The 24784-nt window shown below is 68.2% G+C and carries 28 protein-coding genes; 19 read left to right on the forward strand and 9 right to left on the reverse strand.

The window, feature by feature from the left end; genetic code table 11:
* The first annotated feature begins 56 nt into the window (after nucleotides 1-56).
* Nucleotides 57-2075 carry a thioredoxin domain-containing protein gene (locus FHS55_RS05775; RefSeq protein WP_183188762.1) on the forward strand — a complete coding sequence of 673 codons (2019 nt, stop codon included), beginning with the start codon at nucleotides 57-59 and terminating at the stop codon, nucleotides 2073-2075.
* A 387-nt stretch (nucleotides 2076-2462) separates the two neighbouring features.
* On the opposite strand, the gene FHS55_RS05780 is transcribed toward FHS55_RS05775, so the two are convergent.
* The 4 genes from FHS55_RS05780 to hemE form a co-directional block, all read right to left on the reverse strand.
* Nucleotides 2463-2825, reverse strand: coding sequence for a hypothetical protein (locus FHS55_RS05780; RefSeq protein WP_183188763.1), 363 nt, complete (start codon nucleotides 2823-2825; stop codon nucleotides 2463-2465).
* A 38-nt stretch (nucleotides 2826-2863) separates the two neighbouring features.
* Nucleotides 2864-4129, reverse strand: coding sequence for a transcription termination factor Rho (gene rho, locus FHS55_RS05785; protein WP_183188764.1), 1266 nt, complete (start codon nucleotides 4127-4129; stop codon nucleotides 2864-2866).
* Between the two features lie 241 nt (nucleotides 4130-4370).
* Entirely contained in the window at nucleotides 4371-4796 is a 426-nt protein-coding gene (gene hemJ, locus FHS55_RS05790) for a protoporphyrinogen oxidase HemJ (RefSeq protein WP_183188765.1), read from the reverse strand.
* 59 nt (nucleotides 4797-4855) lie between these two features.
* Nucleotides 4856-5869 carry a uroporphyrinogen decarboxylase gene (gene hemE, locus FHS55_RS05795; RefSeq protein WP_425485786.1) on the reverse strand — a complete coding sequence of 338 codons (1014 nt, stop codon included), beginning with the start codon at nucleotides 5867-5869 and terminating at the stop codon, nucleotides 4856-4858.
* 340 nt (nucleotides 5870-6209) lie between these two features.
* On the opposite strand from hemE, the gene FHS55_RS05800 reads away from it, so the two are divergent.
* From FHS55_RS05800 to dnaQ, 5 genes are read left to right on the forward strand one after another with little or no spacing between them, the layout of a single operon-like run.
* Nucleotides 6210-7079 carry a pyruvate, water dikinase regulatory protein gene (locus tag FHS55_RS05800; RefSeq protein ID WP_183188767.1) on the forward strand — a complete coding sequence of 290 codons (870 nt, stop codon included), beginning with the start codon at nucleotides 6210-6212 and terminating at the stop codon, nucleotides 7077-7079.
* A gap of 19 nt (nucleotides 7080-7098) precedes the next feature.
* Complete coding sequence (locus FHS55_RS05805) at nucleotides 7099-7743, forward strand: Maf family protein (protein ID WP_343056068.1); 645 nt, start codon at nucleotides 7099-7101, stop codon at nucleotides 7741-7743.
* Nucleotides 7740-8585 carry a shikimate dehydrogenase gene (locus FHS55_RS05810; RefSeq protein WP_183188769.1) on the forward strand — a complete coding sequence of 282 codons (846 nt, stop codon included), beginning with the start codon at nucleotides 7740-7742 and terminating at the stop codon, nucleotides 8583-8585. The genes FHS55_RS05805 and FHS55_RS05810 overlap by 4 nt, the downstream gene beginning before the upstream one ends.
* Entirely contained in the window at nucleotides 8582-9205 is a 624-nt protein-coding gene (gene coaE, locus FHS55_RS05815) for a dephospho-CoA kinase (RefSeq protein WP_343056008.1), read from the forward strand. The genes FHS55_RS05810 and coaE overlap by 4 nt, the downstream gene beginning before the upstream one ends.
* A complete protein-coding gene (gene dnaQ, locus FHS55_RS05820; protein ID WP_183188770.1) occupies nucleotides 9198-9896 on the forward strand; it encodes a DNA polymerase III subunit epsilon in 699 nt (232 codons plus the stop codon). Before coaE ends, dnaQ begins: the two co-directional genes overlap by 8 nt.
* Nucleotides 9897-9953: 57 nt before the next feature.
* On the opposite strand, the gene secB is transcribed toward dnaQ, so the two are convergent.
* Nucleotides 9954-10415: a protein-export chaperone SecB gene (secB, locus tag FHS55_RS05825; protein WP_183188771.1), complete on the reverse strand. Its 462-nt coding sequence runs from the start codon at nucleotides 10413-10415 to the stop codon at nucleotides 9954-9956.
* A 401-nt stretch (nucleotides 10416-10816) separates the two neighbouring features.
* Here secB and FHS55_RS05830 point away from each other — a divergent pair, with 401 nt between their 5' ends.
* The 4 genes from FHS55_RS05830 (at nucleotide 10817) to FHS55_RS05845 (ending at nucleotide 13979) form a co-directional block, all read left to right on the forward strand.
* Nucleotides 10817-11542: a Tim44/TimA family putative adaptor protein gene (locus FHS55_RS05830; protein WP_183188772.1), complete on the forward strand. Its 726-nt coding sequence runs from the start codon at nucleotides 10817-10819 to the stop codon at nucleotides 11540-11542.
* Nucleotides 11543-11728: 186 nt separating this feature from the next.
* The gene (gene mltA / locus FHS55_RS05835; RefSeq protein ID WP_246339891.1) at nucleotides 11729-12937 is read left to right on the forward strand and encodes a murein transglycosylase A; all 1209 of its coding nucleotides are present in this window, start codon (nucleotides 11729-11731) and stop codon (nucleotides 12935-12937) included.
* 98 nt (nucleotides 12938-13035) lie between these two features.
* Nucleotides 13036-13617 (forward strand): Smr/MutS family protein, encoded by a 582-nt coding sequence (locus tag FHS55_RS05840; RefSeq protein ID WP_343056009.1) that lies wholly within the window; start codon nucleotides 13036-13038, stop codon nucleotides 13615-13617.
* Nucleotides 13614-13979, forward strand: a complete 366-nt coding sequence (locus tag FHS55_RS05845; protein WP_183188775.1) for a helix-turn-helix domain-containing protein — start codon at nucleotides 13614-13616, stop codon at nucleotides 13977-13979. Before FHS55_RS05840 ends, FHS55_RS05845 begins: the two co-directional genes overlap by 4 nt.
* An 87-nt stretch (nucleotides 13980-14066) precedes the next feature.
* Here FHS55_RS05845 and hslU read toward each other — a convergent pair whose 3' ends face one another.
* Entirely contained in the window at nucleotides 14067-15377 is a 1311-nt protein-coding gene (gene hslU, locus FHS55_RS05850) for an ATP-dependent protease ATPase subunit HslU (protein ID WP_183188776.1), read from the reverse strand.
* Nucleotides 15378-15514: 137 nt separating this feature from the next.
* Nucleotides 15515-16060 (reverse strand): ATP-dependent protease subunit HslV, encoded by a 546-nt coding sequence (gene hslV / locus FHS55_RS05855; RefSeq protein WP_183188777.1) that lies wholly within the window; start codon nucleotides 16058-16060, stop codon nucleotides 15515-15517.
* Nucleotides 16061-16238: 178 nt separating this feature from the next.
* Here hslV and hisB point away from each other — a divergent pair, with 178 nt between their 5' ends.
* The 9 genes from hisB to FHS55_RS05900 all read left to right on the forward strand — a co-directional run bounded on the left by hisB (nucleotide 16239) and on the right by FHS55_RS05900 (nucleotide 22775).
* Nucleotides 16239-16832, forward strand: a complete 594-nt coding sequence (gene hisB / locus FHS55_RS05860; protein ID WP_183188778.1) for an imidazoleglycerol-phosphate dehydratase HisB — start codon at nucleotides 16239-16241, stop codon at nucleotides 16830-16832.
* Nucleotides 16833-16858: 26 nt separating this feature from the next.
* The gene (locus FHS55_RS05865; protein ID WP_183188779.1) at nucleotides 16859-17356 is read left to right on the forward strand and encodes a DUF2628 domain-containing protein; all 498 of its coding nucleotides are present in this window, start codon (nucleotides 16859-16861) and stop codon (nucleotides 17354-17356) included.
* Nucleotides 17356-18015, forward strand: coding sequence for an imidazole glycerol phosphate synthase subunit HisH (gene hisH / locus FHS55_RS05870; RefSeq protein ID WP_425485797.1), 660 nt, complete (start codon nucleotides 17356-17358; stop codon nucleotides 18013-18015). Before FHS55_RS05865 ends, hisH begins: the two co-directional genes overlap by 1 nt.
* A complete protein-coding gene (gene hisA / locus FHS55_RS05875; protein ID WP_183188781.1) occupies nucleotides 18012-18746 on the forward strand; it encodes a 1-(5-phosphoribosyl)-5-[(5-phosphoribosylamino)methylideneamino]imidazole-4-carboxamide isomerase in 735 nt (244 codons plus the stop codon). Before hisH ends, hisA begins: the two co-directional genes overlap by 4 nt.
* Nucleotides 18743-19561 carry an imidazole glycerol phosphate synthase subunit HisF gene (gene hisF / locus FHS55_RS05880; RefSeq protein ID WP_183188782.1) on the forward strand — a complete coding sequence of 273 codons (819 nt, stop codon included), beginning with the start codon at nucleotides 18743-18745 and terminating at the stop codon, nucleotides 19559-19561. The genes hisA and hisF overlap by 4 nt, the downstream gene beginning before the upstream one ends.
* Nucleotides 19562-19593: 32 nt before the next feature.
* Nucleotides 19594-19905, forward strand: a complete 312-nt coding sequence (locus FHS55_RS05885) for a phosphoribosyl-ATP diphosphatase (protein WP_425485787.1) — start codon at nucleotides 19594-19596, stop codon at nucleotides 19903-19905.
* Between the two features lie 130 nt (nucleotides 19906-20035).
* Complete coding sequence (coaA, locus tag FHS55_RS05890) at nucleotides 20036-20995, forward strand: type I pantothenate kinase (RefSeq protein ID WP_183188783.1); 960 nt, start codon at nucleotides 20036-20038, stop codon at nucleotides 20993-20995.
* A 15-nt stretch (nucleotides 20996-21010) separates the two neighbouring features.
* Nucleotides 21011-21664 (forward strand): alpha-ketoglutarate-dependent dioxygenase AlkB, encoded by a 654-nt coding sequence (locus FHS55_RS05895; protein WP_183188784.1) that lies wholly within the window; start codon nucleotides 21011-21013, stop codon nucleotides 21662-21664.
* A 136-nt stretch (nucleotides 21665-21800) separates the two neighbouring features.
* A complete protein-coding gene (locus FHS55_RS05900) occupies nucleotides 21801-22775 on the forward strand; it encodes a hypothetical protein (RefSeq protein WP_246339893.1) in 975 nt (324 codons plus the stop codon).
* A gap of 49 nt (nucleotides 22776-22824) precedes the next feature.
* Here FHS55_RS05900 and grpE read toward each other — a convergent pair whose 3' ends face one another.
* Together grpE and hrcA are read right to left on the reverse strand one after the other, a co-directional pair.
* A complete protein-coding gene (gene grpE / locus FHS55_RS05905) occupies nucleotides 22825-23439 on the reverse strand; it encodes a nucleotide exchange factor GrpE (protein ID WP_183188785.1) in 615 nt (204 codons plus the stop codon).
* Between the two features lie 79 nt (nucleotides 23440-23518).
* Nucleotides 23519-24616: a heat-inducible transcriptional repressor HrcA gene (gene hrcA / locus FHS55_RS05910; RefSeq protein ID WP_183188786.1), complete on the reverse strand. Its 1098-nt coding sequence runs from the start codon at nucleotides 24614-24616 to the stop codon at nucleotides 23519-23521.
* Nucleotides 24617-24784 lie beyond the last annotated feature (168 nt).

The raw sequence follows: 24784 nt of genomic DNA on the forward strand, positions 1-24784 counted from the left end.
GGAACCGCCTGCGCGATCCGCTGCCCCACACCCTTCCCCGATGCCGGAGAGACGCCTTGCCGAACCGTCTTGAGCATGCCGCGAGCCCCTATCTCCTGCAGCACAAGGACAATCCTGTCGACTGGTGGCAATGGCAGCCCGAGGCCTTTGCGGAGGCCCGGCGCAGCGGCCGGCCCGTGCTGCTCTCCATCGGCTATGCGGCTTGCCACTGGTGCCATGTCATGGCGCATGAAAGCTTCGAGGATGCGGCCACCGCCAGCGTGATGAACGAGCTGTTCGTGAACATCAAGGTGGATCGCGAGGAACGCCCGGAGGTCGACCAGATCTACATGTCGGCCCTGCAACAGCTGGGCGTGCAAGGCGGCTGGCCGATGACCATGTTCCTCGATGCCGAAGGCGCCCCCTTCTGGGGCGGCACCTATTTCCCCCGGGAGGCAAAATACGGACAGCCGGCCTTTGTCGAGGTGCTCCGGACCATGGCGGGCGCCTATGCCTCGGGAGACCCGCGCATTGCGTCCAACCGTGAGGCGCTGCTCGGGCGGCTGCGGCAGAAGGCGCGGCCGGCGGGCCAGGTGGTGATCGGCGTCAATGAGCTCGATGACGTCGCCGGGCAGATCCTCGGCATCATGGATCCCGAGCATGGCGGCCTGCAGGGTTCACCGAAATTTCCCAACACGCCGTTCATCGAGCTGCTCTGGCGCGCCTATGAGCGCACCGGGCGCGAGCGGCTGCGCAATGCCGCGCTGCACGCGCTGGACGGCATGAGCGAGGGCGGCATCTACGATCATATCGGCGGCGGCTATGCCCGCTACAGCGTCGACGAGCGCTGGCTGGTGCCGCATTTCGAGAAGATGCTCTACGACAATGCGCAGATCCTCGAACTGCTCGCCCTCGCCTATTCCGAGACGCTGGCCGACCTGTTCCGCGCCCGCGCGGAAGAGACGGTGGGCTGGCTTCAGCGCGAGATGCTGACGCAAGACGGTGCCTTCGCCGCCAGCCTGGATGCGGATTCGGAAGGCCATGAGGGGCGCTATTATGTGTGGACCCTTCGCCAAGTGCTGGATGCGCTGGGCGCCGAGGATGCCGAGTTCTTCGCCCGGCACTACGACATTGTGCCCTTCGGCAACTGGGAAGGCGTTTCGATCCCGAACCGGCTGAAGGAGGTGGAGCGCTCGGGCAGCGATGATCTGCGCCTCGCCCTGCTGCGCGACAAGCTGCTGAAGCTGCGCGAAACCCGCGTCCCGCCCGGCCGCGACGACAAGGTGCTGGCCGACTGGAACGGGCTGATGATCGCCGCGCTGGCCGATGCCGCCCATCGCCTCGGCCGGCCGGAATGGATCGATCTGGCGGCGACGGCCTTTCGTTTCATCGCCGAATCGATGACGCGCGGCGAGCGGCTTGGCCATAGCTGGCGGCAGGGCCAGCTGGTGTTCCCCGGCCTCTCCTCCGACTATGCGGCCATGGTGCGGGCCGCGCTGGCGCTGCATCAGGCCACCGGCGAGCCCGGTTATCGCGCGCAAGCCATCGCCTGGCAGGCGGCGCTGGAGGCGCATCACGGCGCGGAGGATGGCGGCTATTACCTCACCGCCGACGATGCCGAGGGCCTGCTGCTGCGCCCCGAGGCGACGGCCGATGACGCCGTCACCAACCCCAACGCGCTGATCGCCCGCAATCTCCTCCGCCTCGCCGCCCTCACCGGGGATGAGGCCTATCGCGCCCGCGCCGACCGCCTGTTCGAGGGATTGCTGCCGCGCGCCGCGCCGTCGCTCTATAGCCATGCCGGCCTGCTCAACGCGCTCGACACCCGGCTGCGGGGGCCGGAAATCGTCATCGTCGGCAGCGGGGAGCGCGCCGATGCGCTGGCGCAGGCAGCGTTCCGGCTGCCGCGTGTCGACATCGTGATCCAGCGCGTGAGCGATGCTACCGCCCTGCCCGCCGATCATCCCGCCCGCGCCAAGGCCGAGGCTGGCTCGCCCGCCGCGTTCTACTGCGCCGGAGCGAGCTGCTCGCTACCGGTGACGGAGACGTCTCAACTGGTGGATCTGGTGATGAGAGAACGGGTGGCGGAGGCCTGAAGAGGTCTCGGCCGTCCTCCGGCAAAAGCGGATGGTGGCGCGCGGCGTCTGAACAGTGGGGATGCGACGGGTGGATCGCCCGATGGTCCGGGCGAAAGCTTCGAGACTCTCAGAAATTCCGCGACGGACTCCGCAGATACCGGAGCGCCCGTCATCTGCCCCGCCTGTGGGGAGGTCTGTGGATAAGATGGGGAGAAAAACACCCCCACCCCGCCAGATCGCCAGAAATGACCGCTGGCGGCGACGAGCCTTCTCACGATGAATGGATCGGAGCGGAGCCGAAACGGCCGTCCTGAGTCATCTGCGCGAGGCATCGTTTCGGCAGCGATTTAAAATCCTGGATCGTATCCAGAGCATCCAACACGTTTCACGTGTGGGATGGCAGGTTCACTCCCGGCGGGTGAACCACATATTGGCGACCATCAGCGGCAGCACGAGAACCAGCGCCCCGGCGAGGTCGAGCTGCAGGATGTAGCCGAGCCCCAGTTCCTCCCGCAGCGCCGGCCCGATCACCGGGTCGGCGACATCGGCGATGAGGCTGGAGATGAACAGCGCGGCCGGTACCCAGATCGCCAGTGGTAGCCACCAGCGGCGGCAAGCCATCACCCAACTCAGCGCCGCAATGCCGATGACGAGCAGCCACAATACGGCGGAAGGCGGCTCTCGCTCGGCGACGCCGGCCAGAGCGACCGAACCGCCCGGCAGCGCCAGCAGAGGGAGAGCGGCGAGAGTCTCGATGAGACGCTTCATCCTGCCGCCCTCCCCGCTCACGCGCTGTTCGATGTGCCTCAGGTATTCATGGAGTCGAAGAAGTCGGCATTGGTCTTGGTCTGGCGCAGCTTGTCGAGCAGGAACTCGATGGCGTCGACCGTGCCCATCGGGTTGAGAATGCGCCGGAGAACATACATCTTCTTCAGCACGTCGCTCGGCACGAGCAGTTCTTCCTTGCGGGTGCCCGAGCGGGTGATGTCGAGCGCCGGGAAGACGCGCTTGTCCGACACCTTGCGGTCGAGGATGACCTCGGAATTGCCGGTGCCCTTGAACTCTTCGAAGATCACCTCGTCCATGCGCGACCCGGTCTCGATCAGCGCCGTGGCGATGATGGTCAGCGAGCCGCCCTCCTCGATGTTGCGCGCCGCGCCGAAGAAGCGCTTGGGGCGCTGCAGGGCATTGGCGTCGACACCGCCGGTCAGCACCTTGCCCGAGGACGGCACGACGGTGTTGTAGGCGCGCCCGAGGCGGGTGATCGAATCGAGCAGGATGACGACGTCGCGCTTGTGCTCGACAAGGCGCTTGGCCTTCTCGATCACCATCTCGGCGACCTGTACATGACGCTGCGCCGGCTCGTCGAAGGTGGAGGACACTACCTCGCCGCGCACGGAGCGCTGCATGTCGGTGACTTCCTCCGGCCGCTCGTCGATGAGCAGCACGATGAGGTAGCACTCGGGATGGTTGGTGGTGATCGACTGCGCGATGTTCTGCAGCAGCACGGTCTTGCCGGTGCGCGGCGGTGCCACGATGAGCGCGCGCTGGCCCTTGCCGATGGGGGCCACCACATCGATGATGCGGGCCGAGAAATCCTTGCGGGTCGGATCCTCGATCTCGAGCTTGAAGCGCTCGTCCGGGTAGAGCGGCGTCAGATTGTCGAAATTGATCTTGTGCCGGATCTTCTCGGGGTCTTCGAAATTGATCGTGTTGACCTTGAGAAGCGCGAAATAGCGCTCGCCATCCTTCGGCGAACGAATCTGCCCCTCCACCGTATCGCCGGTGCGCAGGCCAAAACGACGGATCTGGCTGGGCGAGACATAGATATCGTCCGGCCCGGGCAGGTAGTTGGCATCCGGCGAGCGCAGGAAGCCGAAGCCGTCGGAGAGAATCTCGACGACGCCTTCGCCGATGATATCGGTGTCCTTGGCGGCCAGCTGCTTGAGAATGGCGAACATCAGCTCCTGCTTGCGCAGCGTGCTGGCATTCTCGACCTCCAGCTCTTCCGCGAAGACGAGCAGTTCGGCCGGATTTTTGGACTTGAGGTCCTGGAGCTTCATTTCCCCCATGGGAAAAGGCCTCGGAAGTTGGAATTATCCCGTCCGAGCCTGAACAAGCCGACGGGACGAAAAGGATGAGAAGCGCTGGTCTGAGGACACGGCCGGCATCAGATCCGGCCTCCTGTCCGACACACCATCGACACCGGGGAGGTGCCGAGCAAAGCGGAGCGTCAGCCAGCTTCGTGGAAGTGAAGGCAACATAGGCAAAGCCACGATTCGGCGCAAGCCTGCCTGTGCTGCTTCAAGCCGATCAAAATGGCTTTACGATGACCAGAATGACGATGGCGATCATCAGCAGCGTCGGAATCTCGTTGGCGATCCGGTAGAACCGTGCCGACCTCACATTGGCATCGCTGGCAAACTCCCGCACCCGCGCCGACAGGAACCCGTGAAAGGCGCTCATCGCGAGCACGGCCGCAAATTTCGCGTGGAACCAGCCGACGCGATACCAGCCGCCCTCCCAGGCGAGATAGAGGCCGGCGAGCCAGGCGACGATCATGGCCGGGTTCATGATCGCCTTGAGCAGGCGCCGCTCCATGACCTTGAAGGTTTCCGACTGGGCCGAACCCGCCGGCGCGGCGCAGTGATAGACCATGAGCCGCGGCAGATAGAGCAGGCCCGCCATCCAGGAAATGATGGCGATGACGTGCAGCGCCTTGATCCAGTCGTAGAGCATCGCCCTGTCCCTTGCGACCCGTCTCTGGCGGCCCGTCGCCTGCCCGCCCTTCGCCGGCCTCAGCCGCGCAGCCGGGCGATCATCCGTTCCACATGGGCGATCGGCGTCTCCGGGCGGATGCCATGCCCGAGATTGAAGATATGCGCCGCGCCGTGGAAATCCTCCACCAGCGCGTCGACGGCCGCATCGAGCGCCGTCCCGCCGGCGATCAGCACCAGCGGGTCGAGATTGCCCTGCAACGCCACGCGACCGCCCACCGCCAGGCGGGTTTGCCGCCGTTCCACCGTCCAGTCCAGCCCCACGGCATTGACGCCGGTGGCAAGCACCAGTTCGGTGAGCCCGGCCAGCGTCGCCCCCTTGGGGAAGGCGATGATGCGCGCATCCGGCACTTGCGCGCGAACCAGCGCCACGATGCGGCGGATCGGCTCGATGCTCCAGCGGCGGAAGGATTCCGGGTCAAGCACCCCCGCCCAGCTGTCGAAGATCTGCACCGCGTCCGCCCCGGCCTTGAGCTGGCCGATGAGATAGCGCGCGGAGGTCTCGACCAGCCGGTCGATCAGCGCCTCGAAGAATGCCGGGTCGGTGAGAGACGCCAGCCGGGCCGGCCCCTGGTCCGGCGTTCCTCGCCCGGCCACCATATAGGTCGCCACGGTCCAGGGAGCCCCGCAGAAGCCGAGCAGCGTGGTTTCGCGGGGCAGTTCCTCCCGGATGCGCCCCACGGCCTCCAGCACGCGTTCTATGCGGCTGGGATCGAGATCGTCCCGCAGCGCGTTGAGTTCCGTGTGATTGGTGGTCCGGCTGAGCCTTGGCCCCTCGCCCGCCTCGAAGCTGAGATCGACGCCGAGCGCATGTGGCACGACTAGGATGTCGGAAAACAGGATCGCGGCGTCGAAGCCGAAGCGGCGGATCGGCTGCAGGGTGACCTCGACCGCGTGGTTGGGTGTGTAGCAGAGGGTGAGAAAATCGCCGGCCTTCTCGCGCACCGCCCGGTATTCCGGCAGGTAGCGTCCCGCCTGGCGCATCATCCAGATCGGAGTGCGAGCCGCGACATGCCCGTCGAGCACTCGCTTCACGACCCGTTCACCCGCTTCGCTTTTCCCCTGCCCATTCATACTTAATTAATCTCTTTGACTAAGAGTTGTCTGTGTTTAGGTGAGGGCATTAGACAGGTTCCTGCCGCACCACAAGCCGTCCCCAGGCCGACCCGCTCGCGCCGCGCCGCGCCGCCGGGCGAATCCTACCATTGTCAGTGGCTTGCGCGGAGCCTGCGATTTATCCACGCAGTTCGCCGGACGGTGCGTAAAGATTCGCACAGCGGCCGGCCCTGTGGAGAGAACGCGCCTCTGTCCCCAGGCCGCACTTGCTAACCGCTCTGCCACGTGGCTTGTTCCCATTCCATACACAGGCCTGTGGATGACCGGCGTGACTGACGCGACCCGCGAGTCGGAAAGCTATTACCACTTGCACCTCGTCTCGGATTCCACCGGCGAGACGCTGATCAGCGTCGGCCGGGCGGCGGCGGCGCAATACAGCTCGGTCCGGCCGATCGAACACATCTATCCGCTGGTGCGAACCCACAAGCAGCTCGACAAGGCCATTCAGGCGATCGAGGAATGTCCGGGCATCGTGCTCTACACGCTGACCGATCCGGAATTGCGCAACCGGCTGAAGACCTATTGCCAGACCAACAGCGTGCCGGTGCTCTCGGTTCTGGCGCCGGTGGTGCGGCTGTTCCAGGCCTATATTGGTGGCGCGCCGGAGCCGCGCGTGGGCGGCCAGCACCAGCTGGACGGCGAATATTTCCGCCGCATCGACGCGATGAACTACACCGTCATGCATGATGACGGGCAGCATACGGACGGGCTGGAGGGGGCGGACGTGGTGCTGCTCGGCATTTCCCGCTCCTCCAAGACGCCAACCAGCATCTATCTCGCCAATCGCGGCATCAAGACCGCCAATATCCCGCTGGTGCCCAACATCCCCGTGCCTCCTGGTCTGTCGGACCTGAAGCGCCCGCTCGTGGTGGGGCTGGTGGCCAGTGCCGAGCGGGTGATCGAGATCCGCCGCAACCGGCTGCTCGGGCTGAATGCCAACCAGCCCAACGACGCCTATATCGATCGCGAATCGGTGGCGGAGGAAATCAGCTTCTCGCGCCGGCTCTGCGCCAGGCATGGCTGGCCGGTGATCGATGTCACGCGCCGCTCGATCGAGGAAACCGCCGCCGCCATTATCGGCCTGCTGCAGGAGCATCGGCGCCGTATCTCCGAGAGCACCGGTGGCTGAGCGCGTGTGTGAAATCCAGGTGCCGGAATCGCCGCCGGAGCCCCACGCGCCCAATCCGCTCTGGCGCGGTGGCGCCCCGCTGGTGCTGGCCTCCAAGAGCCCGGCACGGCGCGCCCTGCTGGACGCCGCCCGGCTACCGCACGAGGCGTTCGGCGTGGATGTGGACGAGCGGGGGCTGGAAGCCGATGCTGTTGGCTCGGGGGCTGGCCCGGCCGAGGTCGCCAGCGTGCTGGCGCGGGCCAAGGCGCTGGCCGGCAGCCGGATGCGCCCCGGCCGGCTGGTGATCGGCGCCGACCAGACGCTGGCGCTGGGCGTCGAGGCCTTTCACAAGCCGGCGGACCGTGCCGGCGCGAAGGCGCAGATCCGCCGGCTGGCCGGCCACACCCATGCGCTTCATGCGGCGATCGCCGTCGCGCGGGATGGGAACATCCTGTTCGGATGCATGGAAACCGCCTTTCTCAGCATGCGGGAGCTCGATGACGCCGCGATCGAGGCCTATCTGACGGCGGCCGGGGAGGCGGTGTCCACCAGTGTCGGCGGCTATCAGCTGGAAGGGCTCGGCATCCACCTGTTCGAGCGGATCGAGGGCGACCATTCCGTGATTCTCGGCCTGCCGCTGCTGCCGCTCCTGGCCTTTCTGCGGCGTCAGGGAGACCTGCTGTGACCCGCCGCGCCGCCGTTATCGGCCACCCCATCGCCCATTCGCGCTCGCCGCTCATCCATGGCTACTGGCTGGAAAAGCACGGCATTGACGGCAGCTATGGCCTGCGCGACGTGCCGCCCGCCGCGATCTCCGGCTTTCTCGCGGATTTCGCCGCCAGCGGGCTGGTCGGCGGCAATGTGACGGTGCCGCACAAGGAAGCAGCCTTCCGCGCGGCGCGGGAACTCGATCCGGTCGCGGCGGCGCTGGGGGCGGTGAATACGCTGTGGCTGGCGGAGGGCGTTCTGCACGGCGCCAATACCGATGTGCACGGTTTTCTCGCCAATCTCGATGCCGGCGAGCCGCAATGGGCGCGGGCGCTGGGCGAGGCGGTGGTGCTGGGTGCCGGCGGCGCGGCGCGGGCCGTCGTTCACGGTCTCGTCACGCGGGGCATCGACCGGGTGGTGGTTGCCAACCGGACGCTGGCAAGGGCCGAGGCACTGCGCGCGCAATTCGGCCCGCGCGTGCACGCCATCGACTGGCGCGACCTTGCCGGCCGGCTGAATGGCTGCCGCCTTTTGGTCAACACCACCTCGCTCGGCATGAAGGGCCAGCCGCCGCTCGATATCGACCTGTCCGCCCTCTCCCCCGACGCCTTGGTGACGGACATCGTCTATGTGCCGCTGGAGACGCCGCTCTTGACGGCGGCCAAGGCGCGCGGGCTCAAGACCGTCGACGGGCTCGGCATGCTGCTGCACCAGGCCGTGCCCGGCTTCGAGCGCTGGTTCGGCGTGCGCCCGCAGGTGACGGGCGAACTGCGCGCCCGCCTTGTTGCCGATCTGGCGGCCAAGGGCCAGCTGACGTGAGCGACGAGCGCCCGGCGGGGCGCCCCTTCCGCCTCGGCCTCACCGGCTCGATCGGCATGGGCAAGTCGACCACCGCTGCGTTTTTCCGCGACTTCGGCGTGCCGGTCCATGATGCCGATGCGGCCGTGCATGCCATATACGGCGCGGAAGGGGTGGCGCCGGTGGAGGCCGCCTTTCCCGGTGTGGTGAGCGGCGGGCAGGTCGATCGCACCCGGCTGGGCGCCCATGTGCTGGGCGATCCGGCGGCGATGAAGCGGCTGGAGGCCATCGTCCATCCTTTGGTGCGAGCGCGCGAGCGCGCTTTTCTCGACGCGGCGGCCGCGGCGGGTGAGGCGATCGCCGTGCTCGACATCCCGCTGCTGCTGGAAACGGGGACGCAGGAGCGGGTCGACGCCGTTCTCGTGGTCACCGCGCCGGAATCGGTGCAGCGCGCCCGGGTTCTGGCGCGTCCGGGCATGACGGATGAGAAATTCGCGGCGATCCTGTCGCGGCAGATGCCCGACGCGGAAAAACGCCGCCGGGCCGACTACATCATCGATACCGGCCATGGGCTGGAGCCCGCCCGGACGGCGGTCGCCGAACTCATCGCCCGCCTGCGCAGGAAGAAGACAGATGCGTGAGATCGTCCTCGATACCGAGACCACCGGCCTTAACCCGCTGACCGGCGACCGGCTGGTGGAAATCGGCTGCGTCGAGATCCTCAACCGCATCCCGACCGGCCAAGTCTACCATGTCTACCTGAACCCCGAGCGCGACATGCCGGTGGAGGCGTTCAACGTTCACGGCCTGTCGCGCGAGTTCCTGTCGGACAAGCCGCTCTTCGCCCAGGTCGTGGATGACTTCCTCGCCTTCATCCAGGGCGACCCGCTGGTGATCCACAACGCGGCCTTCGACATCGGCTTCATCAATGCGGAACTGGCCCGGCTCGGCCGGCCGGCCCTCACCTTCGACCGGGTGGTGGATACGCTGAGCCTCGCCCGCCGCCGCCATGCGGGCGCCTCGAACCGGCTCGACGATCTGATGGCCCGCTACGGCATCGATAGCTCGCGCCGCACCAAGCATGGCGCGCTGCTGGATTCCGAATTGCTGGCGGAGGTCTATGCCGAACTGTGCGGCGGCAAGCAGACCGCGCTCAGCCTCACCGTGGTGGAAAGCGGGGCGGTTCTGGCCGAGCGCCGGGAGGCCGGCCCGCGCCAGCGTCCGCGCCCCTTGGCGCCGCGCCTGAGCCCGGAGGAAATCGCCGCGCACCAGGCCTTTGTCGCCGGGCTGGGCGAAAACGCGATCTGGAAGGAATACGCGGCCGAGACGTGACGGCCCGGCCGCGCGAGAAGGGCAGGGCGCCTCAATGGGCGCCGTCGAGGCGCGCCTTCAGGAGGCGAGGACGCCGCTCGGCGGCACCTGCGCCATGCGCTGGCGGTAGAGCGTGACGAAATCCACCGGATCGATCATCAGCGGCGGGAAGCCGCCATTGCGCACCGTGTCGGCGACGATCTGCCGCGCGAACGGGAACAGCATGCGCGGGCATTCGATCATGATGAAGGGGTGGATGGTCTCCTGCGCCACGTTCTGCGCGCGGAAGATGCCGCCATAGGCGAGTTCGAGCGCGAACAGCGTCTTGCCGTTCAGCTCGGCCTTGGCGTCGATCTTGAGGACCACCTCATATTCGCTGCCGATCGGACGGGCATTCACGTTGATCTGGATGCCGATCTGCGGCTGGCCGCCGATGGCGAGGGTTTCCGGCGCGCCGGGATTCTCGAAGGAGAGATCCTTCGTGTACTGCGTCAGCACCTGCAGGGTGGGCAGCGGTGCGGCGTTCTCGTTCTCGGCCATCAAGGTCTCCGTGTCCGCCGGTGCCCTTCAGGCCCCGCCGGCATGGGCGCCGCGCGCTGGATCCTGCCTGAGGTCGGCGGTCTTCAAGATAGGGCGGGTGTCGCTAACACGGTTGCCTCCCGCTCACAAGGCAGCCACTGGCGCGGGGCCTGCGGATGGGGTTGGCCTCGGTGGCACGCTTCCGTTAGTCTCGGTCGGGAAAGCCGGCGAAAGCCGCGCTTTCCGCATGAAGTGATGACCTTGCGGCATCCGCAGGCTGGTGAAATCGGCCGGACGTCGTAAATAGACCGGAGCGTGCCGGATGATCGGGTCCATTGGAATCGGTCGCGGTGCGCACCACATTGTCCCAAGGGCCCTACCGGAAGCGGTTTCGGTGGCGGGTAAAAACGGCGGCGTGAAACGTGTTCGACATCTATACGATCATCTTCCTGGCCCTCGCCGTATTCATCTTCATACGGCTGCGCAGCGTGCTGGGACAGAGGACCGGGCGCGAACGGCCGCCCTATGATCCCTATTCGCGCCGCGATGCGGCCAAGGCGCCGGCGGGCGCCACCGACAAGGTGGTGAATTTCCCCGGTACGGCCGAGCCGGCCAACCTGCCCGAGCCGGTCGAGCCGGCCGATCCCGAGGCGCCGCTGCCGGCGCGCTGGGCCGGGGTGGCGGAGGTCGGCTCCGCGGTGGCGAACGGGCTCGACGCCATCGCCGCCCAGGAGCGCGGCTTTGATGTGCAGCATTTTCTCAGCGGTGCCCGCTCGGCCTATGAGATGATTGTCGTCGCCTTCGCCAATGGTGACCGCGCGACGCTCAAGGAACTGCTTGCCCGCGAGGTGTTCGACGGCTTCAACGCCGCCATAGCCGAGCGCGAGCAGCGCGGCGAGAAGATGGAAACGCAGTTCGTCGGCATCAACCGCGCGGACATTCTCGACGCCGGCGTCAAGGGTCGCACCGCCCAGATCACCCTGCGCTTCCTGTCGCAGCTGATCTCGGCCACGCGCAGCCGCGACGGGCAGGTGATCGACGGCGATGCCGACCAGGTGGTCGACGTGACCGATGTGTGGACCTTCTCGCGCGACCTCGGGGCGCGCGACCCGAACTGGAAGCTGGTCGCCACCGAAGCGGCTTCGTGAGAAGATGACGGGGTGCGCGCGCCTCTTCTCATCACCTTCGCATCCTGTGTCCTGACGGGATTGCTGCTTTTGCCCGGATTGCCGTTTCTGACGGCGGCCGGGCAGGGCGGTTCTGCGCAGGCAGCGCCCACCGGCCGCCATAGCCCGCCGCCGCCGCCGCTCTTTCCCGAAGCCGGGCTTGAGCCCTTGAGCTATCGGGATTTGCCGGGCTGGCAGACCCACGGCGTGGGCGAGGCGCTCGCCGCCTTTCGCCGCAGCTGCACGGTGATCAAAGCCAAAGACGATTTGGTAACGCCGCCCCGCCCGATGTTCACCGCCTTGCGCGGCATCTGCCGGCGGGCGGCGCATCTGCCCTCCCATGTGTCGGAACACCGGGCGCGGGCCTTTTTCGAGATGGAATTCCGGCCCTTCCGCATCACCCCGCTCGATCAGAAGCAGGGTTTCCTCACCGGCTATTACGAGCCGGAGATCGAGGGCTCGCGGGTGCGCACGGACGACTATGCGACCCCGCTTTACCGCCGCCCGCCGGATCTCATCCTCGAGGCGCCACCTTCGGGCGGGCAGCCGGCCAATCGCGGCAAGGCCTTTCGCCGCCAGGCGGGCGATGGCTCGAGCGATGCGTCGGGCGATGCCTCCGGCCAGCTGGTGCCCTATTACGACCGCGCCGCCATCGAGGACGGCGCGCTCGCCGACAAAGGGCTCGAACTGGTGTGGATCAAGGAGCCGGCCGATGCCTTCTTCGCGCAGATCCAGGGTTCGGTGCGCGTGCGTCTCGCCGATGGCGAGGTGCTGCGGCTGAACTATGACGGGCACAACGGCCAGCCCTACACGCCGGTCGGGCGGATCCTCATCGAGCAGGGGCTGGTGACGCGCGAGAAGATGTCGATGGACGTGATCCGCGCCTATATCACCGAGCATCCCGAGGCGGGGCGGGCGCTGATGCGGCAGAACCGCTCCTATGTCTTCTTCCGCGTGGCCCGCGAGCTGAAGGCCGGCGACGGCGCGGTGGGCGCGCAGGGATTGCCGCTTGCCGCCGGGCGAGCCATCGCGGTGGACAAGCGCATCCATGTCTATGGCACGCCCTTCTTCATCACCGCCGAACTGCCGACCGGGGAGGGCGGCGCGCTGGAGAGTTTCAGCCGGCTGATGATCGCCCAGGATACCGGCTCGGCCATTGTCGGCCCGGCGCGGGCCGACATCTTCTTCGGCGCCGGCGGGCAGGCCGGCTCGGTGGCCGGCCGCATCCAGCATCCCGGCGAGTTCGTCGTGCTGCTGCCGCGCACGCTCGACCCCACGCGCCGCCATGTGCCGCTGCCCAAACCGCGCCCGGCAATCCCTCCGCCCGCGATGCCTCGCCCCGTCACCCCGGCTGCGAACGTTTCGGGCGCGCAATGAACGGCGGGGAGGGGAAAGGCCGGCCGGGTACGAAACCCGGCTCGAAGAAAAGTGGGAAGAACGGCGCCAAGAGTGGCGTGCGGGCGGAGCCGAAACCCGTGGTGCGAATCGCACGCCGGCGCACGCTGGCGCCGGAGGAGACGGCGCTGTGGGAGCATGTCACCCGCGCCGTGAGCCGGCTGCGCCCGCTCCCGGTCAAGCCAGTGGAGCCGATTGCCGTCGCGCCCGAACCGGCTCCGGAGAGTCCGCCTCCGCCGCTCAAGGCGCCGGCCCATCCGCCGGCGCGCATGCCGCCGCTGCCCGCCCGTCCACCCATCACCCCGCTCGCCCCGCTGGAGCCGAAGATGCGCCGGCGGCTTACGCGCGGGGCGGAGGTCGATGCCCGGCTGGACCTGCACGGCCTGACGCAGGCCGCCGCGCATGGCCGGCTGATTTCCTTCCTGCGCGGCGCGCAGGGCGCGGGCCACTCGCTCGTTCTGGTCATCACCGGGAAAGGCGATGCCTCGGCCTATCTTCACGGCGAAGGCGGGCGCGGCGTGCTGCGGCGGCTGGTGCCGCAATGGCTCGCGGCCCCGGAGCTGCGCACCGTGGTGATCGGCTTCGAGACCGCCGGGCGGGGCCATGGCGGGGAAGGCGCGCTCTATGTGCGGGTGCGCCGGACACGGGAGGGCGGGCGATGACCCCGTTCGGTCGCCGCATGCGCGAATTGCGCGCCGAGCGCGGCGTGACGCTGTCGCAGATGGCGCAGGCGATCGGCGTCTCGGCGGCCTATCTCTCGGCGCTGGAGCACGGCAAGCGCGGCCAGCCGACCTTCATGATGCTCCAGCGCATCATGGCCTATTTCAACGTCATCTGGGACGAGGCCGAGGCGCTGCGGCTGCTGGCGGAAATCTCCGATCCGCGCGTGGTGGTGGATACGGCGGGCCTGTCGCCGGAGGCGACCGAGCTCGCCAACCTGCTTGCCCGCGAGATCGCCACCCTGCCGCCCGACGCTGTGGCCGAGCTGCTGGGCCGGCTGAAGATCCTCAGCCGGCCGGGCTGACGCGACCGCCCTCCTCGCGACGGGTGGTTTCACGTGAAACCACCCCGCAGGTCGCGGAGGGTGCGACAGGATCATTCCGGAACCGATTCAGAGGATGTAGCGGCTGAGATCCGTGTTGCCGGCGAGGTCCGCCACGCGCTCGCGCACATAGGCGCCGTCGATCACGATGACCTCCCCGGCGCGATCCGGCGCGGTGAAGGACAGGTCGTCCAGCACCCGCTCGATCACCGTCTGCAGCCGTCGCGCGCCGATATTCTCGACGCTGGCATTCACCTGCACCGCGATGTCGGCGATCGCCTCCACCGCGTCGGCGGTGATGGAGAGCTCCACCCCTTCCGTGCCCATCAGCGCCACCGACTGCTTGACGAGGCTGGCCTCGGTCTCGGTGAGGATGCGGGTGAAATCCTCGCGGGTCAGTGCCTCCAGCTCGACGCGGATCGGCAGGCGACCCTGAAGTTCCGGCAGCAGGTCCGAGGGCTTCGACACATGGAAGGCGCCGGAGGCGATGAACAGGATGTGGTCGGTCTTCACCGGCCCGTGCTTGGTGGAGACCGTGGTGCCCTCGATCAGCGGCAACAGGTCGCGCTGCACGCCTTCGCGCGAAACGTCCGCACCGCCGCGCCGCTCCGAGCCGGCGATCTTGTCGATCTCGTCGAGGAAGACGATGCCGTTCTCCTCCACCGAGCGGATCGCTTCCTGGACGATGGCGTCCTGGTCGATCAATTTGTCGGCTTCCTCCGACAGCAGCAGCGGGTGCGCGTCCTTCACGGTGACGCGGCGCGGCTTGGAGCGCCCGCCAAACGCCTTGCCGAGCATGTCGCCCAGCGAGACGGCGCCCATCTGCGCGCCCGGCATGCCGGGAATTTCGAACATGGGCATGCCCTGCCCGCCGCCGGAGGTGATCTCGATCTCGATTTCCTTGTCGTCCATCAGCCCGTCGCGCAGCTTCTTCCGGAAGCTCTCGCGCGTGCCGGGCGAGGCGGTGGCGCCGACCAGCGCGTCGAGCACGCGCTCCTCCGCCGCCAGATGCGCCTTGGCTTCCACGCCCTTGCGGCGGGCATCGCGGATGAGGCCGATGCCGACTTCCACGAGGTCGCGCACGATCTGCTCGACATCGCGCCCGACATAGCCGACCTCGGTGAACTTGGTGGCCTCCACCTTGAGGAAGGGCGCGCCGGCCAGCTTGGCGAGGCGGCGGGAAATCTCGGTCTTGCCGACCCCGGTCGGCCCGATCATCAGGATGTTCTTGGGCAGAACCTCCTCGCGCAGCTGGCCCTCCAGCTGCTGCCGCCGCCAGCGGTTGCGCAGCGCGATGGCCACCGCCCGCTTGGCCTTGTGCTGGCCGACAATGTAGCGATCGAGTTCGGAGACGATTTCACGCGGTGAGAAATTGGTCATGAATCCGGTCTTCTGATGGGAGCCGTCATCCCGGCCAAAGCCGCGGGGCACTGGACCGGGATCGTAAGCCGAGGCGGGCGGAAGCTCAAAATGCACCCGGCCAGGTGCGGCGGCCCGTGCGGGACGCCGGGCGCGGGCTAGCCGATGGTTTCCACCACCACATTATGGTTGGTGTAGATGCAGATATCGGCGGCGATCGACAGGCTCTTGCGCACGATGGCCTGCGCATCCTGCCCGCTATCGGCCAGCGCACGCGCCGCCGCCAGCGCGAAACCGCCGCCCGAACCGATGGCCGCGATGCCGTTTTCCGGCTCCAGCACATCGCCGGTTCCGGTGAGCACCAGCGTCACATTGGCGTCGGCGACGATCATCATCGCCTCCAGCCGGCGCAGGTAGCGGTCGGTGCGCCAGTCCTTGGCGAGTTCCACCGCGGCGCGCTGCAGCTGGCCGGGATACTGCTCCAGCTTGGCTTCCAGCCGCTCGAACAGGGTGAAGGCATCGGCCGTGGCGCCGGCGAAGCCGCCGATCACGTCGCCCTTGCCGAGCCGGCGCACCTTGCGCGCATTCGACTTCATCACCGTGTTGCCGAGCGTCACCTGCCCGTCGCCGCCAATGGCGACGCGCCCGCCGGAGCGGACCGAGACGATGGTGGTGCCGTAGATCGTGTCGGGGGAATGGCTCATGAAAGGCTCTGCTGTCGAGGGCTCCGGTCGAAACCCTTACTTAAGCCGTCAAAGCGCCAGCGCAACTCGCCGGGCCGGCCGGCATGTCCGCCGCGTGCATGGCGGCCGAGCGGGCGCATATGGCATCCCAGGAACTTAGCTGCTAAGACGCCGGCTCTTCCGGGAGCTCGATCCGCCCATGCGTACGGCCAGCATTACCCGCGCCACCAAGGAAACGCAGATCCGCCTCGCCATCGATCTCGATGGCACGGGAAAGGCGACGATCGCGACCGGGGTCGGCTTCTTCGATCATATGCTGGACCTGCTCGCCCGCCATTCGCGCATCGACATGGACATCCAGGCGACTGGCGACCTGCATATCGATTTCCATCACACGGTGGAGGATGTCGGCATCGCGCTCGGTCAGGCGCTGCGCCAGGCGCTGGGCGACATGCGCGGCATCACCCGCTATGCGAGCCTCCATCTGCCGATGGACGAGACGCTGACCCGCGTCGCGCTCGACATTTCCGGCCGGCCCTTCCTCGTCTTCCGCACGGAATTCCCGGCGGCCAAGATCGGCGAATTCGATACCGAGCTGGTGCGCGAGTTCTTTCAGGCCTTCGCCATCCATGCCGGCCTGACCCTGCATGTGGAGACGCTGTACGGGCTGAACGCCCACCACATCGCCGAGAGCTGCTTCAAGGGCCTCGCCCGCGCGCTCCGGGCGGCGGTGGCGATCGATCCGGCGAGCGCGGGCGAGATTCCCTCCACCAAGGGCAGCCTCGGGGGCTGAGGCGCGGCTGATTTCGGAGGCTGAACATGACGGTGTGGACGGTTTTCGAGCCGGACGGCGCGGATGAGACGGCGAACACGCTCGATTGGGCGGACGGCGTCGTCCTCGTGCCGGAGAAATTGTCGTGGACCGCGATTGTCCTCGCGCCGCTGGTGCTTCTCGTCCATCGACTGTGGCTCGCCCTGATCGGCTACGTGCTGCTGCAGGGGCTGATCGGTTTCGCGGCGAGCCAGCTGGAGCTCGAGCGCGGCGTGCCGCTGCTGGCGCTCATGGTCAATATCGCGGTCGCCATCGCGCTGCCGTCGCTGCGCCGCTCGAGCCTGGCATGGCGCGGCTTCGAGGAGGCCGGGGCTGTGGCGGCGCCGACGCTGGAAGCGGCCGAGCAGCGCTATTTCGAGGCCCGGCTCGGCGGGGCGGGCCTGCGCCCGCTCGCCCGCAGCCCGGGCTCCCCTCTTGCTGTCACGCCGGTTCCGCGCCCCACGGCGGGCCCGGTGCTCGGCCTGTTTCCGGAGGCTGGCCGATGATGCCGCCCGCACCCGTCGCCCTGATCGATTATGGCTCGGGCAATCTTCATTCCGCCGGCAAGGCACTGGAGCGCGCCGCCCGCGAGAGCGCCGGCAACCGCACCGTGCTGGTGACGGCCGACCCGGAAGTGGTGCTCCGCGCCGATCGCATCGTGCTGCCGGGGGTCGGTGCCTATGCCGACTGCCGTCGCGGGCTGGACGCCGTGCCGGGCATGGTGGAGGCGCTCACCGAGGCGGTGCTCGGCCGGGGGGCGCCGTTTCTGGGCATCTGCGTGGGCCTTCAGCTGATGGCGACGCGCGGGCTTGAGCATGGCGAAACGCAAGGCCTCGGGTGGATCGAGGGCGATGTGGTCAAGCTTGCCCCCACCGATCCCGCGCTGAAGATCCCGCATATGGGCTGGAACGCGCTGGATGTGGTGCGCCCGCACCCGATCCTCGCCGGCATCCCCACCGGGCCGGCCGGCCTCGACGCCTATTTCGTTCATTCCTATCACCTCGACGCGGCGCGCCCCGACGACGTGATTGCCACCAGCGACTATGGCGGCAAGGTCACGGCGGTGGTCGGCCGCGACAACATTGCCGGAACCCAGTTCCATCCGGAGAAGAGCCAGCGCCTCGGCCTCGCCCTTCTCGCCAATTTCCTCGCGTGGACGCCGTGATCCTCTTTCCCGCCATCGATCTCAAGGAAGGCAAGTGCGTGCGCCTGCAACAGGGCGACATGGCACGGGCCACCATCTTCAACCACGATCCCGCGCAGCAGGCGGCCGCCTTCGAGGCCCAGGGCTTCCGCTATCTGCACATCGTCGATCTCGACGGCGCCTTCGCCGGCAAGCCGGTGAATGCCGGCGCGGTCGAACGCATCCTCGAGACCGTCGCCATGCCGGTGCAGCTCGGGGGCGGCATTCGCGATCTCGCGGGTGTCGAGGCGTGGCTGGCCAAGGGCATAACCCGCGTCATCCTCGGCACGGCGGCGGTGCGCGATCCCGCCTTCGTCCGGCAAGCCGCCCGGCTCTATCCCGGCCGCGTCGCGGTGGGGCTCGACGCCAAGGACGGGCGCGTGGCGGTGGAAGGCTGGGCGGAGACCTCCGAGCTTACCGCGCTGGAACTGGCGCGGCGCTTCGAGGATGCCGGCGTCGCCGCCATCATCTATACCGACATCGCCCGCGACGGCCTGCTGAAGGGGCTGAATCTGGAGGCCACCATCGCGCTGGCCGATGCCATCTCGCTTCCCGTCATCGCCTCCGGCGGCCTTGCCTCGATCGAGGATGTGAAGGCGCTGCTGGAGCCGCGCGCGAAAAAGCTGGAAGGCGCCATCACCGGGCGGGCGCTCTATGACGGAAGGCTGGATCCGCATGCGGCGCTGGCGCTGGTGGCGGGGTTGCCGGCATGAGCGGGGCAAAGGCCAGCGGGGATTCCAGGCTCAAGGTCCGCGTCATTCCCTGCCTTGACGTCAAGGACGGCCGCGTCGTCAAGGGCGTGAAATTCGTCGACCTGCGCGATGCCGGCGATCCGGTGGAGGCCGCCAAGGCCTATGACGCCGCGGGCGCCGACGAATTGTGCTTCCTCGATATCACCGCCAGCGTCGAGGCGCGCAGCACGCTGATCGACGTGGTGAGCCGCACCGCCGAACAGTGTTTCATGCCGCTCACCGTGGGCGGGGGCGTGCGCACGGTGGAGGATATCCGCGCGCTGCTCAATGCCGGCGCCGACAAGGTGTCGATCAACACCGCGGCGGTGAACCGGCGCGCCTTCGTGCGCGAGGCGGCGGACAAGTTCGGCGAGCAGTGCATCGTCGTCGCCATCGACGCCAAGAAGGTGTCCGCGCCCGGCGAGCCGCCGCGCTGGGAGATCTTCACCCATGGCGGGCGCAACCGCACCGGCCTCGACGCGGTCGACTACGCCCGCGAGGTCGTCGCGCTCGGCGCCGGCGAGATCCTGCTCACCTCGATGGACCGCGACGGCACCGGCGAGGGCTTCGACCTGGAGCTTACCCGCGCCATCTCTGACGCCGTGTCGGTGCCGGTCATCGCCTCGGGCGGTGTGGGCACGCTCGATCACCTGGTCGACGGCATCCGCGACGGCGGCGCCTCCGCAGTGCTGGCGGCGTCGATCTTCCATTTCGGCACCTTCACCATCGGTGAAGCCAAGGAGCGGCTCGCCGCGGCCGGGCTGCCGGTCCGCAGCGGCGGCGGCGACACGTTTTGAGCGAGGCGGATAAGGTGGATCTGAGTGAACGCGTGACTCTGGAACAACTCGCCGCCATCGTCGCGCGGCGGGCGACGGGAGAGGGCGAGGCCTCCTATACGCGCACGCTTCTGGCCAAGGGCGTCGCCAAATGCGCGCAGAAGCTCGGCGAGGAGGCGGTGGAGACCGCGCTCGCCGCGGTCGGCGCTGATACCAAAGCCGTCATTTCCGAAACCGCCGATCTTCTCTACCATCTGGTCGTGCTGTTGCAGGCGCGCGGCGTGCCGCTGGAAGACGTCTATGCCGAGCTGGCCCGTCGCACGCGCCAGTCCGGCCTGGAGGAGAAGGCGTCCCGCCCGGGCTGACGAGCGGGCACGGCCCTTTCCCGCCTTCCGGCCGCGTGACGGCCGTGTGACGGCCCGGGCCGATGTGGTATCGGTCGAACCAACGCCCTGCGATCTCAACGTCCGGGCGACGGGACCGGGAAACGCGCCGATGGAAATGAAGCTCGACGAACGCGGGCTCTCGCCCTACCGCAATTTCACGCGCGCCGAATGGGCGACGCTGCGCGCCGACACGCCCCAACCCCTGCAGCCGGACGAGATCGCCCGCCTGCAGGGGCTGAACGACCGGCTGTCGCTGTCCCAGATCGAGGAGATCTATCTCCCGCTCTCGCGCCTTCTGTCCATGTATGTCGGCGCCACGCAGAAGCTGTTCCGCGCCATGCAGCGCTTCCTCGGCCCGGAGGAAGGCGGCAAGATGCCCTATATTATCGGCGTCGCCGGGTCGGTGGCGGTCGGCAAGTCCACGACGTCGCGCGTGCTGCAGGCGCTGCTCGGGCGCTGGCCGAACACGCCCAAGGTGGCGCTGGTGACGACCGACGGCTTCCTCTTGCCCAATGCCGTGCTGGAGCAGGAAGGGCTGATGGGCCGCAAGGGCTTCCCGGAGAGCTACGACCTGCCGGCGCTGCTGCACTTCCTGTCCGACATCAAGGCCGGCCGCCGGCCGGTGCGCGCGCCGATCTACAGCCATTTCAACTATGACGTGATGCCGAACGAATCGGTCGAGGTCGACCAGCCGGACATCCTCATCGTCGAGGGGCTGAACGTGCTGCAGACCTCGCGTCCCCCGAAGGACGGCAAGGGCATTCCCTTCGTCTCCGATTTCTTCGACTTCCGAATCTATATCGACGCCGACGAGGCGATCCTGGAGCGCTGGTATGTCGAGCGCTTCATGCGGCTGCGACAGACCGCCTTCCGTGACCCGGCCGCCTATTTCCATCGCTACTCCACCCTCTCCGACTCCGAGGCCGACGCCACCGCGCGTTCGATCTGGCACACCATCAACCTCGCGAACCTGCGCGAGAACATCCTGCCGACCCGCCAGCGCGCCGACCTGATCCTGCGCAAGGGCGGCGACCATGAGGTCGAGGCGGTGGCGCTCCGGAAGCTGTGACAAGGAAGCCGTGAAATGAGCGCTGCCCCGGTCGAGATCGCCCCGGGCTGCCTGTGGTGGCCGGGCTGGCTCGACCGGGCCGGGCAGGAGACGCTCGCGCAGGAGGTGCGCGAGGTGCTGGCGCGCGCGCCGCTCTTCACCCCGCTCATGCCGCGCACCGGCAAGCCTTTCTCGGTGCGCATGTCCAATTGCGGGCCGCTCGGCTGGGTGTCGGACGTGGCCGGCTATCGCTACCAGCCCGCCCATCCCGAGACCGGAGCCCCCTGGCCGCCATTCCCCGACCTGCTGGTGCGTGCCTGGGCGGCGTTGGCGGCGACACCGCTGGCGCCGCAGGCCTGCCTCATCAACTGGTACGCGCCGGGCGCCCGCATGGGACTGCATCAGGACCGCGACGAGGCGGAATTCGCGGCGCCCGTGCTGTCGCTCTCGCTGGGCGACACGGCGCTTTTCCGCATTGGCGGGACGGCGCGCACGGATCCCACCCGCTCGATCCGCCTCGCCTCGGGCGACGCGCTGCTGCTGGCGGGGCCGAGCCGGCTGGCCTTTCACGGCATCGATCGCATCCTGCCGGAAAGCTCGACCCTGCTGCGCCAGCCCGGACGCATCAATCTGACGTTACGTCGTGTCCATCCGGCGGATCATGGCGAAATTCCGCCTTCTTGCGCGTAAACAAGGAAGCTCGACCACGCCCCGTGACCACCATTCGTGGCCATGCCTATTGCACCCGCCTCTTGCACACGCCTCTTGCCCGACGCTGCGGGGCACCGGCCTGCCGGTTCCGCCCGCACCATCTGAAGGATAAGGAATGCGCCGCCCGATACGCGCCCCCATCGCCGCCGTTCTTGCCGCGCTGCTGGCCTGCCTGCCGCTCCTGCTGCTCGGCGCCCTGCCGGCCGCCGCACAGGCGGTCTTTCCCAATCAGGGCTCGGTCGGCCTCGAACCGCCGCCGGGCATGGTGGAGATTCCCGGCGTCAGCGGTTTCGAAAATCGCGGCGCTCAGGCGGCGATCCTGATCCTGGAAGTGCCGGCGGCGGCCTATGACGACGTCATCGCCAGCTTCCGCCCGGAGGCCCTGCAGGGCAAGAACATCACCATCGAGAACAAGCGCGATTTCGATCTCGCCAATGGCAGCAAGGGCATGCTGTTCTCGGGCTACCAGAGCGTCGGCGCGGTGGCGCTGAAGAAATGGATCCTGGTCGCCCGCAATGACACCACCGCCGCCATGGTGACGGTGCAGTTCCCCGAAGCGGCCACCGCGGGCTATTCCGACGCGATGATCGAGGCGGCGTTGCGCAGTCTCACGTTCCGGGCGCCGCCGACGCAGGACGAGATGCTGGCGCGCCTGCCCTTCTCCATCGCCAACATGGAGGGCTATCACGTGCTGAAGGTGCTGGGCGCCTCGGCCGTGCTGCTGGTCAAGGGTGAGGGAACCGGGCCGGACGCGGTGGTCGAACACCCCTATTTCATCGCCTCCGTCGCGCGCGGGGATGTGCGCGAGGAGGAGCGCGACAGCCTCGCCAAGCGCGCCATCGCCACCGTGCCGGGCGTGAAGAACCTGCGCATCGAGCGCGGCGGCCCGCTGCGCATCGGGGGGCAACCGGGCATCGAGGTGATCGCCTCGGCGGAGGAAGTGCAGAGCGGCAAGCCGCTCAAGGTCGCGCAGTGGATTCGCTTCAGCCGGGGCAATTACCTGCGCATGGTCGGCGTCGCTCCGGCAGACAGTTTCGACGCCAATTTCGACGCCATGCGCGGCCTGCGCGACGGCATCGAACTGCGGTAAGGGCCATGGTAGGGCGACGAGCGCCGCCGCGGGGTGGCGCTCGTCGAATTCAGTCCTGCGCGGCGGGGGTCTCGACCGGCGCGGCCTTCGGACCGCCCTTGGACACGCCGACCAGGGCAGGGCGCAGCACGCGGCCGCCGATCGTGTAGCCGGGCTGCACCACCTGCACCACCGTGCCGGACGGGATCTCGGTATTCGGCACCTCGAACATCGCCTGATGCAGGTTCGGGTCGAACTTGGCGCCTTCCGGCTCGATCTTCGCCACACCGTGCTTGGTCAGCGTCTGGGTCAGGGCGCGGCTGGTGAGGTCTATGCCGTCGAGCAGCGTCTTCAGCGTGCCCTCGGCCTTGGCGCGCGCATCGGCGTCGATGGCGGCGAGGGCCCGCTCGAAATCGTCGGCGACGGTGAGCACGTCGCGCGCGAAGCCGGTAATGCCGTAGACCTTGGCGTCGGCGACCTCACGCTCGGCGCGGCGGCGCACATTGTCGGCCTCGGCGAAGGCGCGCAGGAACTTGTCCTTCAGGCTCGCGATCTCGGCCTCCAGCCGTTCCTTTTCGGCGGCGAACTGGGCGGCGATGTCCTCCGGCGCCGGCGCGCTCGCCTCGGGGGAAACGCTGGCCGAAGCGTCGGGCTGTTCCGCCGGGTTGCGGGTGTCTTCGCTCATAGGTACCTCGTCGGGAATGGACTACCCGCGCGACAACGCCACGCGGACGCCCGCCATATCGGGTTGCGGGCGCGAAAAATCAAGCCGCGTCAATCCCCGGGCCGGCCAGAACACGGCTCACCACCCGGGCGGTGAAATCCACCATGGGCACGATGCGGGCATAGTTCAGCCGTGTCGGACCGATCACCCCGAGCACGCCGACCACCCTTCCCTGCCCGTCGCGATAGGGCGCGACGATGGTGGAGGAGCCCGAGAGCGAGAACAGCTTGTTCTCCGAGCCGATGAAGATGCGCAGGCCCTGCGCATCCTCGGCGCGGCCCAGCAGGTCGACCACTTCCTGCTTGGATTCGAGGTCGTCGAACAGGAGGCGGATGCGCTCCAGGTCCTCGATGGCCCTGAGATCGTGCAGCAGCCGTGTCTGCCCGCGCACGATGAGCCGGCGCTCGGCCTTGTCGCCGCCGGACCAGCTGGCGAGGCCGGTCTCGACCACGCGGGCGGTGACCTCGTCCAGCTCGGCGCGCCGTGCGGTGAGCGAGCGCTCCACCTCATGGCGAAGCTCGGCCAGGGTGCGCCCGCGCGTGCGGGCATTGAGGAAGTTGGTCGCCTCGACCAGCGCCGAGGCAGGCAGGCCGGTGGGCAGCGGTACCAGCCTATTCTCCACCTCCCCGTCCTCGGACACCAGGATCAGCAGCGCCCGCGTCGGATCGAGCGCGACGAACTCGATATGTTTCAGCCGCGTGTCGCTCTTCGTCGTGGTGACGACGCCCGCCCCGCGGGTGAGGCCGGACAGGAGGTTGGTCGCCTCGGCCAGCACGCCTTCCACGGTCTGCGCCTTGGCGGCGGCGCGCACCTGCGTCTCGATCGAGTTGCGCTCGTCCTCCGAGACATCGCCGATTTCCAGCAGCGCATCGACGAAGAAGCGCAGCCCCAGTTCGGTCGGCAGGCGCCCGGCGCTGGTATGCGGCGCGAAGATGAGGCCGGCCGCTTCCAGGTCCGCCATCACGTTGCGCACGGAGGCGGGCGACAGCGTCATGGGAATGAGGCGGGAAATGTTGCGCGAGCCGGCCGGCTCGCCGGTCGCCAGATAGGTCTCGACGATCTGGCGGAAGATCTCGCGCGAGCGCTCGTCGAGCCGGGCGAGCGACGGTGTGGCGGACATGAGAGGGTCGAAGGCCATGATCACGCCTGTCTCTTTTGCGATGCCGGTCCTGTTGGTGGCACACCACATAGTTCGGCAATCGCGGCGCCGGTTCAAGCTTGGGGGGCACGATCGCTTCCCGTGGTGGACGGCGCGGCGTTGCGCACCCGGCGCGCCACCCTTACAAGGGCGCCGACAGTTCAGGAG

Origin of the sequence: Ancylobacter tetraedralis, from assembly GCF_014195655.1 — a bacterium.
GTDB lineage: Bacteria > Pseudomonadota > Alphaproteobacteria > Rhizobiales > Xanthobacteraceae > Ancylobacter > Ancylobacter tetraedralis.

Coding starts and splice junctions, on each gene's coding strand:
- FHS55_RS05780 (WP_183188763.1), bottom strand. CDS start 2,825: ATGAAGCGTCTCATCGAGACTCTCGCCGCTCTCCCTCTGCTGGCGCTG.
- hslV (WP_183188777.1), bottom strand. CDS start 16,060: ATGAGCCATTCCCCCGACACGATCTACGGCACCACCATCGTCTCGGTC.
- FHS55_RS05865 (WP_183188779.1), top strand. CDS start 16,859: ATGACGGTGTGGACGGTTTTCGAGCCGGACGGCGCGGATGAGACGGCG.
- hisH (WP_425485797.1), top strand. CDS start 17,356: ATGCCGCCCGCACCCGTCGCCCTGATCGATTATGGCTCGGGCAATCTT.
- dnaQ (WP_183188770.1), top strand. CDS start 9,198: ATGCGTGAGATCGTCCTCGATACCGAGACCACCGGCCTTAACCCGCTG.
- hslU (WP_183188776.1), bottom strand. CDS start 15,377: ATGACCAATTTCTCACCGCGTGAAATCGTCTCCGAACTCGATCGCTAC.
- coaA (WP_183188783.1), top strand. CDS start 20,036: ATGGAAATGAAGCTCGACGAACGCGGGCTCTCGCCCTACCGCAATTTC.
- hemJ (WP_183188765.1), bottom strand. CDS start 4,796: ATGCTCTACGACTGGATCAAGGCGCTGCACGTCATCGCCATCATTTCC.
- hisB (WP_183188778.1), top strand. CDS start 16,239: ATGCGTACGGCCAGCATTACCCGCGCCACCAAGGAAACGCAGATCCGC.
- FHS55_RS05845 (WP_183188775.1), top strand. CDS start 13,614: ATGACCCCGTTCGGTCGCCGCATGCGCGAATTGCGCGCCGAGCGCGGC.
- FHS55_RS05800 (WP_183188767.1), top strand. CDS start 6,210: ATGACCGGCGTGACTGACGCGACCCGCGAGTCGGAAAGCTATTACCAC.
- FHS55_RS05895 (WP_183188784.1), top strand. CDS start 21,011: ATGAGCGCTGCCCCGGTCGAGATCGCCCCGGGCTGCCTGTGGTGGCCG.
- grpE (WP_183188785.1), bottom strand. CDS start 23,439: ATGAGCGAAGACACCCGCAACCCGGCGGAACAGCCCGACGCTTCGGCC.
- secB (WP_183188771.1), bottom strand. CDS start 10,415: ATGGCCGAGAACGAGAACGCCGCACCGCTGCCCACCCTGCAGGTGCTG.
- hisF (WP_183188782.1), top strand. CDS start 18,743: ATGAGCGGGGCAAAGGCCAGCGGGGATTCCAGGCTCAAGGTCCGCGTC.
- hrcA (WP_183188786.1), bottom strand. CDS start 24,616: ATGGCCTTCGACCCTCTCATGTCCGCCACACCGTCGCTCGCCCGGCTC.
- rho (WP_183188764.1), bottom strand. CDS start 4,129: ATGGGGGAAATGAAGCTCCAGGACCTCAAGTCCAAAAATCCGGCCGAA.
- FHS55_RS05900 (WP_246339893.1), top strand. CDS start 21,801: ATGCGCCGCCCGATACGCGCCCCCATCGCCGCCGTTCTTGCCGCGCTG.